General features: G+C 65.0%; 10 protein-coding genes and 1 tRNA gene. 8 read left to right on the top strand and 3 right to left on the bottom strand.

From position 1 onward, the window contains the following. The first annotated feature begins 31 nt into the window (after window positions 1-31). The 7 genes from QSK35_RS22025 to QSK35_RS21995 all read left to right on the top strand — a co-directional run bounded on the left by QSK35_RS22025 (window position 32) and on the right by QSK35_RS21995 (window position 4,997). Entirely contained in the window at window positions 32-667 is a 636-nt protein-coding gene (locus QSK35_RS22025) for a response regulator (RefSeq protein ID WP_285749135.1), read from the top strand. Next, window positions 664-1,776 carry a sensor histidine kinase gene (locus QSK35_RS22020; RefSeq protein ID WP_285749133.1) on the top strand — a complete coding sequence of 371 codons (1,113 nt, stop codon included), beginning with the start codon at window positions 664-666 and terminating at the stop codon, window positions 1,774-1,776. The genes QSK35_RS22025 and QSK35_RS22020 overlap by 4 nt, the downstream gene beginning before the upstream one ends. A 165-nt stretch (window positions 1,777-1,941) precedes the next feature. Next, a tRNA-Pro gene (locus QSK35_RS22015) sits at window positions 1,942-2,015 on the top strand. 117 nt (window positions 2,016-2,132) lie between these two features. After that, a complete protein-coding gene (locus QSK35_RS22010; protein ID WP_285749131.1) occupies window positions 2,133-2,681 on the top strand; it encodes a tyrosine-type recombinase/integrase in 549 nt (182 codons plus the stop codon). Between the two features lie 12 nt (window positions 2,682-2,693). Beyond that, window positions 2,694-3,092: a tyrosine-type recombinase/integrase gene (locus tag QSK35_RS22005; RefSeq protein WP_285749129.1), complete on the top strand. Its 399-nt coding sequence runs from the start codon at window positions 2,694-2,696 to the stop codon at window positions 3,090-3,092. After that, window positions 3,085-3,546 carry a hypothetical protein gene (locus tag QSK35_RS22000; RefSeq protein WP_502881696.1) on the top strand — a complete coding sequence of 154 codons (462 nt, stop codon included), beginning with the start codon at window positions 3,085-3,087 and terminating at the stop codon, window positions 3,544-3,546. The genes QSK35_RS22005 and QSK35_RS22000 overlap by 8 nt, the downstream gene beginning before the upstream one ends. A 1,154-nt stretch (window positions 3,547-4,700) precedes the next feature. Next, on the top strand, window positions 4,701-4,997 hold the full coding sequence (locus tag QSK35_RS21995; protein WP_285749127.1) for a reverse transcriptase N-terminal domain-containing protein: 297 nt from the start codon (window positions 4,701-4,703) through the stop codon (window positions 4,995-4,997). 218 nt (window positions 4,998-5,215) lie between these two features. Here QSK35_RS21995 and QSK35_RS21990 read toward each other — a convergent pair whose 3' ends face one another. Next, window positions 5,216-6,079, bottom strand: coding sequence for a hypothetical protein (locus QSK35_RS21990; RefSeq protein WP_285749125.1), 864 nt, complete (start codon window positions 6,077-6,079; stop codon window positions 5,216-5,218). A 454-nt stretch (window positions 6,080-6,533) separates the two neighbouring features. On the opposite strand from QSK35_RS21990, the gene QSK35_RS21985 reads away from it, so the two are divergent. Further along, window positions 6,534-10,586, top strand: coding sequence for an NACHT domain-containing protein (locus QSK35_RS21985; protein WP_285749123.1), 4,053 nt, complete (start codon window positions 6,534-6,536; stop codon window positions 10,584-10,586). On the opposite strand, the gene QSK35_RS21980 is transcribed toward QSK35_RS21985, so the two are convergent. Both QSK35_RS21980 and QSK35_RS21975 read right to left on the bottom strand, forming a co-directional pair. Next, complete coding sequence (locus QSK35_RS21980) at window positions 10,569-11,105, bottom strand: Arm DNA-binding domain-containing protein (RefSeq protein WP_285749121.1); 537 nt, start codon at window positions 11,103-11,105, stop codon at window positions 10,569-10,571. The two genes, QSK35_RS21985 and QSK35_RS21980, sit on opposite strands and share 18 nt — an antisense overlap. A gap of 184 nt (window positions 11,106-11,289) precedes the next feature. Then, entirely contained in the window at window positions 11,290-12,129 is an 840-nt protein-coding gene (locus tag QSK35_RS21975) for an NAD-dependent epimerase/dehydratase family protein (protein ID WP_285749119.1), read from the bottom strand.

The following is a 12,129-nucleotide window of genomic DNA, read 5'->3' as shown; positions in this document are numbered from 1 at the left end:
CTGGTTCACGGCTTTGCGGTTGGTTTGAACCGTGGCCGTGCGCGTGGTGCTTGCCGATGACGAGGCCCTGCTCCGGCGGGGCCTGAAGGTCCTTCTCGAGGCCGACGGCCGCGTCAAGGTGGTGGGGGAGGCCGGCGACGGCGCCGAGCTGATCAGCGTCGTCGAGCAGTGCATGCCCGACGTGGCGCTGATCGACGTCCAGATGCCCGGTGTCGACGGCCTGGAAGCCGTCCGCCGCCTGCGAACGTGGGCCCAGCCGCCGGCGATCGCGGTGCTGACGACGTTCGACCTGGACGACTACGTGGCGACCGCCCTGGACCTGGGCGCCCAGGGTTTTCTGCTGAAGGACGCCGAACCCGACGCCCTGGTGCGCGCGGTCGTCGACCTGGCGGCCGGTGGCGCGGTCCTGGATCCCCGAATCGCCGCCCGGCTGTTACCGCGGCTGCGCGGTTTCCGCGCCAACCGAGCCCTGGATTCCCTGTCGGCCAGGGAACGCCAGGTGCTGGAGTTGGTCGCAAGTGGACGGTCGAACAACGCGATCGCCGAGGCCCTGTCGTTGTCCGAAGCGACCGTGAAGTCTTACGTGTCAACGGTTCTGACGAAGCTGGGCGTGGAGAACCGCGTGCAGGCCGCGCTGGTGGCGCACCAGGTCGGCGGTGTCTGGTGAAGGTCCTGGCCCGCGAGATCCTGATCGTCGGGCTGTGCGCGAGCGTGGCCCTGATCGCGCCCGACCGGCCGTTCGAATGGTCTTCCTGGACCTCGTACCTGGGCTGCTTCGCCCTGCCGCTGCGCCTGCGCTGGCCGGGCCTGGCGGCGCTGCTGTGCATCCCGGGCGTGGCCGGTGGTCTGGGCTGGGCGCCCGCCTTCGTCGCCCAGTACCGGGTTGGCCGCACCGAACGTTCAGTCCCGATCATGGTCCTGTGGGTCACCGCGCTGACCGCGGCGTCGATCGTCCCGGTGATGCTCACCGAGGTGATTCCACTAGGCTCGCTGCTGCTGGCCACGGCCTTCGCGTTCGGCCTGGCGGCGGCCCCGACAGCCCTGGGCGTCCTGGTCGCCACGCGCCGAGAGCTGACGCGCAGCCTGCAGGAGGCCCGCCGAGCCCGCGCCGCCGAACTGGAAGCCCAGGAAACGAGCGCCCGAGCGTCCGAGCGAGCCCGCATAGCCCGCGAAATCCACGACGCGGTAGGCCACCACGCAACCCTGATCGCCGTCGAGTCCGCCGCCTTGGCCGCCACCACGTCCGATCCAGTAGTGCGCGAGACGGCGTTGCGCCTACGTGGCCTGGCCAAGGAGTCCCTGGCCGAGATGCGAACCGCCCTCGGCCTCTTGTCCTCCGGTGTCACCTACCGTTCTCTGGACGAACTGATCGACCGAGCCCGCTCGGTGGGCGTAGCGGTAACCCTCTCGGAGTCCGGCTCGGCCGACCTCTCCCCGGCAGTGGAACGCGCGGTTTTCCGTGTGGTGCAAGAAGCCCTGACCAACGTGACCAAACACGCCCCCGGCGCATCCGTCTCGGTGGACATCTTCCGCGGCCCATCCGTAACCGTGACAGTCGCAAACGGACCTTCGTCCGAGGTCCCCCTCGGCGGCGACGGCGGCCAGGGCCTGCACGGCCTGTCCGAACGCGTCCGCACCGTGGGCGGCACGTTCCGCACGTCCCGCCGCCCCGACGGCGGCTTCGTCGTCACCGCCGTCCTACCGACCGGTACGTCCAAGGTTGGCGAAAATGACTCTACTTTCGGAGGTGGCGAACGCGGCGCCGCCACCGCATAGTGGCTTCGTCGGTCGAGATCGGGGGATCGGTCGGACCGAGGGACGCGGGGACCCGCCATGCGGGTCCCCGCCGTATTTCCAGGTCAGATCGGGTTTGGGGGCCCGTTTCCGGGGCCGTTCTCGGGTGCGCTAAGCTTTGCGGGCACGCCGGGAACGGGGTGTGGCCGGGACGTGGCGCAGTTTGGTAGCGCACTTGACTGGGGGTCAAGGGGTCGCAGGTTCAAATCCTGTCGTCCCGACGGCCAAGAGGGTTCTCGCAGGTCATAGCCTGTGAGGACCCTCTTTTTGTGATCTTGCCGAGTTCTTCCGGGTCGAGCACGCCGCTCATCGACCCCTTTACTCGGAGGGTTCCCGGAATGCCTCTGCTGGACCTGAACAAGCTCACTCTCGGCCTCTCGAAGACCTGGGTCGGCTATCTCCGCGACTGGGACCGCACCCTGCGCTCCGCCAGTCATCCGGAGACCACTCGCTACAACTATCTGCTGGCCGCTGCCCAGCTCGCCCGGTACCTGGGGGAGTACTCGCCCGACCCGGATGCGGACGATGCCGCTGCCGACCCGTGCTCTGTCACGCGCGCGCACATCGAGTTCTTCCAGGCGTGGATGATCGAGACCCGGTCCGGTGCCACGGCGCTGAACAAGCACAAGGGCCTGCAGCAGTTCTTCAAGTGGCTGATGGTGGACGAGGAGGACATCGACCGCTCGCCGATGGAGCGGGTGAAGCAGCCCAAGCCGCAGAAGAGGCTGATCCCCATCATTCGTGACGACGACACGAAGAAGGTTCTGGACACCTGTAAGGGCAAGTCGTTCACCCAACTGCGGGACGAGGCGATCATCCGCCTCCTCTACAACACCGGCGGCCGGCTGTCCGAGATCGGCAACCTCATTCTTGAGGACATCGACTAGGACGTCGATTCCGTGCACTATCAGGGGAAGGGCAACAAGGACCGGCGTGTCCGGTATGGACCGAAGACAGCTCGAGCGATCAGCCGGTACCTCCGCGCCCGCGCGAAGCACAAGGGTGCGGAGCTACCGAACCTATGGCTGGCCGACCGCGGCGTTCGCCCGCTGAACCCGAACGGCATCAAGATCATGCTGAAGCGTCGCGGTCTATCGGCGGGCTTGTCAGGGGTGCATGCGCACCGGTGGCGGCACAACTTCGCGCACGAGTGGAAGCGCGCCGGTGGTGATACCGGCGATCTGATGTTGTTGCTCGTCTGGACGTACGAGGACATGCCGCGCCATTACGGCGCCAGCGCGGCGGCTGAGCGTGCGCAGGAGACGCAGCTGCGGATGGGGATCGGTGAGAATGTCTGAGGCCTTCATCGTCCGCCGCACCGTCGCCGTGATCATGGCCGTCGTTGTGGGACTGACCTTCCTGTTCGGCTTCGGCAACGTGCTGAGCCTTGGTCTCCGGCTGGGCGTTCCAGGCTGGGTGGCGCCTCTCGTGGCGCCCGCGGTCGATCTATCCGTGCTGGGACTGTTGATCGGCCTGCGTCAGCTAGCGGCAACGGGCGCCACACATGACGAACTACGGCCCGCGCGCCGACTACTGATGTTCTGCAGCATGGTGACCCTGGCTTTGAACGTCGCCGATCCGATCATCGCGGGCGAGTACGGCAAGGCGGCCTTCGACGCGGTCGGGCCCCTGCTACTCATCGGCTGGTCTGACGTCGGGGTGCGCCACGAGGCGTTGTTTGACCGAGTGGAGGTGAAAGGACTCCATCCGCTGCCTGTCGTGGCGGGCGGCGTGGAGCTGAGGGCAGCCTGAGTTCGGAGATGCGGGTGAGGGTGGCAAGCAGCCCTGACAAAGCCGGGACGGATCGGTACTGCCAGACGGTCCGGGTCCGGCGAGCGAGACGGAAAGGTATACGTGCAGGAACCAGCGAGTAACGTCCCTCAAGCGGACCACCAGCTCAAATCTGGCGGATATGGGCTGGACAGCGGCGCGCACCCCGGACGGCGTCCGGGCGAACTCCCGACCCGGTTCACCAATGACCGGAAGGAGGCCGCGGGGAAGGTCCACGGCGTACCCGCGGCGATGCCGCAGGGGCAGGAACTGGGTGCCTACTCCGTCGATCGGTCGAACAGTGAACGTGGGAACCATCGCGGGTCGTTCCCGGAACCGGCCGGCCAGGCCGGGAGCGGGATAGGTGCATCGTCCGCCGAAGGCACGTGGTGGGGCGGAGGGCCCGTAGTAGTCCGAGGGCGGGAAAGCCGTCCACATGGCGAAGGGGGCCAGCAAACCAGCGGCACGGATGCTGGAATGCCAGGAGGTCGTCGGTGAATACCGATGCGCTGGAGGCCGCGTTCTTCGACGCGGAACGCCGGGTACTGGAGATCCAGGCCAAGCTGCACCGTTGGCTGTGATCCGTTCTTCCGAAACCGCCGCTGGCGGGGGATGGGAGGCGCCAGAAGTTGTTCTGGTGACAACTGATTCGTCCGATGGCCGGTGTAATCCCGGTCCCTCATGGTGCATGGAGGAACAGCGACATCCCCATGGTTGCGACTGGTCATCAATGCTGTGAAGCGGGATGTAACGGGGATAACCGGCGACCTCGACGTCCGGGACGCCTCTAGCAAGCTGCCTATGGTCAGGAGACGAACGCACGTCCGAACTGTCGTTAGTAGCAACGGACCCACGCGAGGTAACGGGTCTGGCCCGCAGAGGGCATGGTTCGCCGGGACGGGTAGGTCCAACGGTGCCCGTTCGTGCATCCACGTGGCGGCCCGGCAGACAGTGCGGACCTAAGGGCAGCGTCAAACGGATGAATCGGAACGGAGTAACCCCATGCGGTGCTCTCGCCGGGACTTGTGCTCGGCGAGCAGGCGACCAGGCCGGATGCCCGGATGGGGAGGGATTGCCCGAGAAGCGAACGCGTGGGGTAACGCCCACGATATGCCGACGCGGGCACGGTCATGTGGATGGTTGAGGTGCCGGTGGCAGGACGAAACGGAAACGACGGAAAGTCCAGTGTGGACTGTCTGATTGGAGGCTGGTCATCGATTCCCTGGCGGAAGCTGGAGACTGCGGTGTACCGCCTGCAAAAGCGCATCTTCCGAGCCTCATGTCGTGGCGACGTGGCGGTAGTTCGCAGTGTGCAACGCCTGTTGATGAAGTCGGAGGCCGCTCGCTGTCTTGCGGTGCGCCGGGTGACGCAGGACAACCAGGGCAAGCACACGGCCGGGATCGACGGCGTCGCCTCCGTCTCGCTTCAGTAGGGATTTCCCTTGCCGCCGACGTGCGGCGCATACGGTTATCGCGTCACCGATCAGGTGTCGACGACTTATCGTCGGCAGGTCGGCGCGGTCATGCTCGTCACCGTGTTCGCAATCACCATGTGTTCCTTCGGGTCCCCAGAACGGCCGGTCTCAGTGAACCGGTGATCAGCACGTCTAAGATCAAGAGCGCCATCCATGATTCAGCATGTGGTCTGGGTTTACTCGCACAGCAGTTCGTTGCGGATCCTGCATTTGACGGCGTTCGCGTCGCTCGTCGTACGGAACGGCTTGCCGTGATCGTCGACGGTCAGCACACCGGATTCGCCTGCTGACGACCAGTAGACGTCGACCACCCACCTGCAATCGCACTTCAGTGTCAAGGCGTTGAACATGAACGTCTCGGCCTCTGACTCTGCGACCCGGTAGGGAAACCTGATGGGCTTGCTCTCGAAGTCGGCCACTCCGGCAATGGTCGCGCCAGGTTCGAGAGCGTTGGTGGGCACGGACTTCGGTGGTTCAGCGTCCAAGTCGACGTTCATCCACCGCCACGCCCACTGATCGCCGCACTCCCTGGACACAAACGTCCCCGTGATCGGCGGATTCCGCTCAACCACTCGTACCTTCATGTCGGTGAGTACCACCTGGGTCGCGCTGCGACCCTGGATGGTGAATTGAACGTGCGCGCCGGAGATATTGTTTGCCGCTGCGGCGCCGTCCGCGCCAGCGGACCAGTCTCTCCAGCCACGCTGCATGACGACGCTCGCCGTGAACTGTGAGATGTCTATTTGATCCGGTGACTTTGGCACGACCCACGCTGTACCGCACGTTGGTGTGACCGCGTCGGCGGCGACCGTGAGCGGCGCTGCCGTCGAGTCCTTGCGGTACTGCAGGTAGGCAAAAATTGCTCCGCCGATCAGCAGGGCAGCCGTGCCGATCGCCACCGAGACGCGCACTTTCTTGTTCTGGAACCAGTGTCGGCCGACCCTCACATGCAGATCACCGCCGACATGCGAGCTGACCACAAAGTTGCCGTCACCACTCACGTCCGTGCGATTGCGATCGTGCTTGCTCTTGGAGCTCATCGGCGGGTCCTCTGCGATCGGCGGATGCTTCGTCCATCGCCGGGGACTGGTGATTCGTCACCGTGAGCGAGAGGTTCACACTGTTGGAGTATCAGTGGGCGGCTTCTGGGCCGATGAACCCTTGTTGCCGCACTTTTCGCCGATCATCACCTTCGCGCTGTTGTTATGTGTGGCACCGGAGTCGCGAGATCCAGCTGACGTGCCAACCGTGGGCGGGTCCATCGCCCGCCGTACCCACGCGCACGCCAGCGGAGCAGCTAAACGACACGGTGTTGACCGCGTCAATGGCTGACACATCGATCCTCCAGGCGAAGACCGTGGTCATTCCTCCCCGCATCGAATCAACCCCCGACTACGGCTCGATCTCCGGGCGCAGCGGGAGTAGCGAACTCGCGTGGAGACACGATGACGTTCGTAACAGCAGTGGCGTCGCGACAAGGCAGAGGGATTGCTCATGCCCGAATGGGTCGACTCAGGCGATAAGATCGCGTCGATCGTCGGCGGAGCTTCTGGCTTGCTGTCACTCGTCGTCGCGGTGCTGGCGTACCGCGCACAAACGGCTAAGCCGCCACGAAAGCGCCGCTACCTCGTGGTGTGTGCGGCCGTCTCCGGGCTCCTGGCGGTGCCGTCGCAGCTCAACAACATCACCCCTGCGGTCTACGCGTTGACGGGCCTTGCTGTGCTCCTGTTGCTCGTGCACTTCGTGCTGACCATGCGCAGCGAAGTTCCGTTCGATCAGAAGATCCGGCGGTTGCTCGTGGCGCAGAAGCAGCACGCGATGGGCATCAAGTACCGCTTCGGCACTCTCCACGCGCCGACCATCAACTCCATCTACGTCGAGCAACGCGGCCACAGCTCGACCGAAGACGCGCAGGTCGCCAAGGTCGTTCCACTGACCACACTGCTTTCCGCAGATCACAGCTGCCTGCTGGAGGGCGGCCCCGGCAGCGGAAAGTCGACCTTCGTTACGCGAGCGGTGGCGAGCTCGTCCGAACACTGGACCGAAACCCGCCGGTTCCGCAGCCGCGTCAAAGCCCCAGAGAGTCCGCACGTGGCGCTGTACCTGCCCGCGACCATGCTCGTCGGTCAATCCGTCACTTCCGCGCTTGCCGCCTTTGCCCGCGAACTCGGCGCACCGGTGCCGGAGGAACTGCTGGAACGCCCGCCTTGGCGCGGGGTCAGCTGGCTCGTATTCATCGACGGACTCGACGAGATCCAAGACACGCACGAGCGGTCGCGGATCCTGCACGTGCTGGGGGAGGCGGTGCGGACCGGCCCGCACCGGTTGATTATCACGACCCGGCCGCTCAGTCCCAGTGAGACGAACGAACTCTCGAGCGCCCGCTACTTTCGGTTGCGTTCGTTCACCCCAGACGACCTGGCGACGTTCGCCGGAAACTGGGCCCGTACGCGTTCGCAATTTGGCAGTTCTGATGCATTCCTGGAGAAGCTACGCCGGTCCGGACTCGCCTCACTCGCCCAAGTACCGCTTATCGCAACGATGGCCGCGTTGCTCTACGAAGACGACCCGCTGCGCACCCTTCCGGCGAACCGCACGAAGCTGTACGAGGAATTCGTGGTGCTCCTCCGCTCTGGACGCGTGACCGAAACCCGTGAGGCCACTGCCGACCAGCTCTTCCCCTGGCTGACCGAGCACCTCGACGAACTCTTAGCCGTCCTCGCTCACCACACCGTTTTCTCATCAGGCGTGTCCCTTTTCGAACACGCATCGGCCTACGTGCGAACGCACCATCCCCAGCTGACCGAGTCCTCCTGGCGCGGCGTTCTGCGCAGCACACTGACCACCAGCGGCTTGCTGTTGCAGCGCGGAGCTGACGTCGAGTTCCTGCACCAGAGCATCGCCGAATACATCGCGGCAGCGCCGAAGGTGAACACGTTCGACTTCGAGCGGTGGCGCGAGCTGATGAACGACGCCTCGACGAGAAGCTTCGCGCTGTTCTCCGTGGGGCATCAGCCACAGCTTGCGAACCAGATCGCGGGGCAACTGCTTGAGAGCGACGACACTCTCGACGTCATCGCGGCCGGCAGGCTCCTCGCCGACGGTGCGTCGGTCGAGCCCGGCATCTTCCACCGCGTCGTAAAGGCGATCCTGCGCGTTTACGCGGAGGACGAGGACTATCTGCTCGATTGCCTGGACATCCTCGTCGCCTTGCTGCACGGCCCGGACGTGCTCAGGCGACTGCAGGCGTTCTGCACTGATGACGCCCAGGGCGCGTGGCAACGCGCGTTGCTGGCTGACGCGCTGCTCGCACATGCTCGAGCGGAGGCGATCGCACTGCTCAGACGTATCGTCGTCAGTCGGTCGATCCGCGATCCGTGGACACGGAAGTGGGTGTTGCAGCGCCTGGTGGCTGAGGGAGACCTGTTCGGCGAACTCCTGGCACGGGCGAAGACGACATTCGCCGGCCGGGCCCCGCTGGCCAGTGACGACAAAGCCGGTATCGACGCCGCACGCAGGCTTCTCGCCGACCTGCGTCTGTCTACCGAGGACCGCACCGATATCGCGATCATGCTGCTGGACGCCGACGACACCAGTGGCCTCGCACTCGTCCACGACTGCGCTCGGACCGGCAACCGCGGAGCCCGCCTGGACGCGGCCAAAGCCCTGCATCGGAACCATTGCCCCGGAGGGTTCGAAGCGCTGTTGGTGCTGGCGCACGATCGCCGGGCCGGTCCGAGTGCACGATTCGAATCCATCGTCCAGCTCGCCGCTGGACATCGGGAGCACGCCGCCTCGGCACTCGCCAAGCTACTGGTGGACACTCGGAATAAGGCACCCTCGCCGACTTCGCCCAGAAAAGCGATCATGATCCAGCTGCAGGACCAGCTAGACCACGCCGCGGCGCAGGAGTCGGCACACCACGTGGCACTCCGTAAACGCGAGTCGATCAACGATCGCATCGCGTGCGCGGAAATTCTGCAGACCTCTGGTTCGACGTTGGCGGTAGAGGCGCTCACCTCCATCGTGCGCGATCAAGAACTGCCCCCGTTGCAGCGGTATCTCGCCGTAAGGGCCGCACAGATATCAGGCCTGACCGGCACGGCAGACTTCTACTTCGAGCTCAGCCTCGATCCAGCTATGCCGGTCTGGTTGAAGATGAACATCGCAACAGAACTGCGTCATCGCCGCGATCCGCGATATGTCACGGTCCTGATGGAGCTGGTCCGTCAAGGCGACCGGAGATCGACCATATACCGCACATTTTCCTGCCGCGAACTCATCAAGGCCGGCGAGTCGAGCGGATGGAAACAGCTGTTGAACATGGCCGCAGACCCCTCCGGCGCATCGGACCGTGAGCTGGCGATCAGTACCCTCGTGGCAGAGATCGAAGAACTGCCCGACGTCGCTGTGACAAGACTGCTCGACCTACTGTTCGAAGGCGGCATCGAAATCAATTCCCGAATGGAAGTCGCACTGAGGATCGCGAAGGACGGGCACGCGAGAGCGGACAACTTTATCTTCGAGTTCGTCACGTCGCCCTCGCTCACACCGGCAACGCTGACGTCCGCCATTCGCCGACTGTGTGCCGCCCGGTCGGCGGAAGACTTGCTCTCGGTGCTCGATCGCCTCTCCGTAGATCCGCCGAAACAACGCCAGGTAGCCCGCCTCATCGCCTGGGAGTTTGAAAGCGTGGAGGCGCTGGTCGCCTCGCGCGCGCTGGTGATCGATGAAGGCGCCCCCGCCGTGTTGCGCCGGTCGGTCGCCGCTGTGCTCAGCTGGGCTCATGATCCCTACGGCGTTGCCCACCTACGTTCCCTTAAAGGTGACCCATTCGCAGCGCGAACACTGGTAGACGTCAAGCTCGACGAACCCGGTGAAATCAGCGGCTACAGAATCGGCGAACTGGTTGAGCAGGACGAAAGCGTCGAGCCTGGAGAATCACACCAAGAACGAAATATCGAGCCGGAAGCAGCTGTTCTCAAATTGGTAGCGCTGGACCCCAGCGCACCTGCGGCAGAACGACTTAAAGCCGCAGACGCCCTCCTCTCTCGCGATGACACAGAAGTCGTACACGCGTACGACCTTATTGCAGATGACAAGGCAGTGGAACCAGAATCAAGGCAGATCGCGACGTTGAGAATGATCCGGCTTCACCGTCCGCGCGCCATCGAGCGCGCCGTGCGTCTGCTGCACAGCGACGAGCTATCGCAGGATGACCGTCATGAACTCGGTGAAGCCCTCGTCCACGAGGCGGGTCTCACCGGAGCCACCGCCTATCTGGAGGCAGCGGAGCCCGGTGAAGCACTTGAGCTGCTCAGTGTGCTGAAGGAAGAATTTCAGGGTGCGGCGGTTCTCGCCCACGCGTTGAGCATTGACACCCGCTTCGAGCCTGAGGTTCGGTTGGAAGCTGTCGAATACGCCGCCAGCAACGGTCGGCCAGAGGCGCTGGAATCAATCGACAAAATCGCGGAAGCCATGCGCGAAGAATCATTGAGTCGAGCACGTGGGCCGCGACGTCGCCTGTCGTCACTGTTCCGTATATGACTCGCAGAGCCGACTCGCCAGCGTCGCCGAGTGCGCTGGACAGGGTTGCGAGGCGCGGCGCAGAGTGGTGCGTCCGCGGCCAGCCTCCAGTTGATTGCGGACGTAGAGCACGACGTGCTGGTGGGACAGATCTTCGAGTCTGATCAACCCGATGTGCGGGATCAGATCTTTGTGGACATACGCGTGGTAGTTGGCCATCGTGGTCGGCTTGAGCGTTAATGCCTTGGTACGCAACCAACTCGCGAGGTAGTCGGCGACCGTTTGCCGGTCGTCGATGACGATGCCGGTCCGTTCGTACTCCAGCACTTTGCTGAGAGCGGCTTGTGCGTCTGCCTTGGTCGCGAAACCACTGCGGCGTCGCGTCCGTCGCTTGCCGTCGAGCGACGGCAGATCGACTGCGTAGGTCCAGGTGCCATGCTTGCGGTTGGTCAGCTTCGGGCAGCGGGCTCCGAGTTGACGGCCGTCGGCACCGCGGCAGGCACACCTGCGATAGACGCGACCGCGGTTCGGGTTCTTCATGACGACTCCGCCGGTCTCCTTGCTCGTCTGCTCCTGGTGAGCAGCGAAGGATCGGAGCATGGGCCGGGTGCGACCACCCCGCGACCACAGGCCGCATCGTTGCTGGTCTGACCGGTGCCACTTGTGACTGTGACAACGGCTGTGCGCGCCAGCGCCAGCACGTCTGAGTTGAGGTCTCGCAGGGTTAGTCCAAGGCGTGGGCCGGCGCCTCGCCGGTGATCTGCCAGAGGCGTGAGCTGAGGTACCAGTGGTCGTTGCCGATCAACGACAGGCGCCGCGCCCACGCTGGTCCAAGTAGGTCCAGCGCCTCGGCCAGCGTCATGGAACGCTCGGGCAGATCACTCGCGAAGGCTTCCACGAGTTGCCGGATGGTGACCGGCGACGGGTGGTTGGCGTGTAGCACCTCGCCGCGAGGCAAGTCGGAAAGCCGGGCCAGGGCCGCGATCGCGCGCGCCAAATCGTGGACGTGGATGACGGACGATTGAGCCGCGCCGTCGTTCACCCAAGTCCCGAGGTGTTCGAGCAGGCCGAGAAGTCCGGGGACGACCCAGCGGTCGCCTGGTCCGTAGATCAGGTGCGGGCGCAGCACTACACCGCCCGCGGCGAGAACGAGTCGTTCGGCGGCCAGACGCGTGCGGCTCGTGGGGGAGCTGGGGTCGAGCTCGAGGTCGCCGACGTCGGCACCGCGGTGTACGCCGTCGCGGTAGACGGCCGCGGTGCTCAGGTAGATCACCCGGCCGATGCCCGCGCGGTCGGCTTCGGCGAGGAGGTTGGCGGTGCCGATCGTGTTGACCTCGTGGCAGGTCTCGAAGTCGCCACCGATCTGCGATGCCAGGTGCAGCAGGGTGTCGCGGCCGTCGCACAGTCCGTGCAGCGACGCCGGGTCGGTGAGGTCGCCCGGCCAGACCTCGACTCCCTTGTCGAGGACCGGCCTGCGGTTGGCCAGCACGCGTGCTCCCTCGAGACGGCGCGCCACAGCGCTGCCGACGAAACCGGACGCGCCGGTGACGATAACGTTGACCAC

The organism is Lentzea sp. NBRC 105346, from assembly GCF_030269605.1.
Taxonomy (GTDB): Bacteria; Actinomycetota; Actinomycetes; order Mycobacteriales; family Pseudonocardiaceae; genus Lentzea.
Note: the sequence above shows the minus strand (reverse complement) of the source record. Positions and strands in the feature narration are given on the sequence as shown.

Bases quoted from the DNA above. Each gene is read 5' to 3' on its own strand.
- QSK35_RS22010 (WP_285749131.1), top strand. From the start codon at position 2,133: ATGCCTCTGCTGGACCTGAACAAGCTCACTCTCGGCCTCTCGAAGACC.
- QSK35_RS22000 (WP_502881696.1), top strand. From the start codon at position 3,085: ATGTCTGAGGCCTTCATCGTCCGCCGCACCGTCGCCGTGATCATGGCC.
- QSK35_RS21995 (WP_285749127.1), top strand. From the start codon at position 4,701: ATGGTTGAGGTGCCGGTGGCAGGACGAAACGGAAACGACGGAAAGTCC.
- QSK35_RS21990 (WP_285749125.1), bottom strand. From the start codon at position 6,079: ATGAGCTCCAAGAGCAAGCACGATCGCAATCGCACGGACGTGAGTGGT.
- QSK35_RS21985 (WP_285749123.1), top strand. From the start codon at position 6,534: ATGCCCGAATGGGTCGACTCAGGCGATAAGATCGCGTCGATCGTCGGC.
- QSK35_RS21980 (WP_285749121.1), bottom strand. From the start codon at position 11,105: ATGAAGAACCCGAACCGCGGTCGCGTCTATCGCAGGTGTGCCTGCCGC.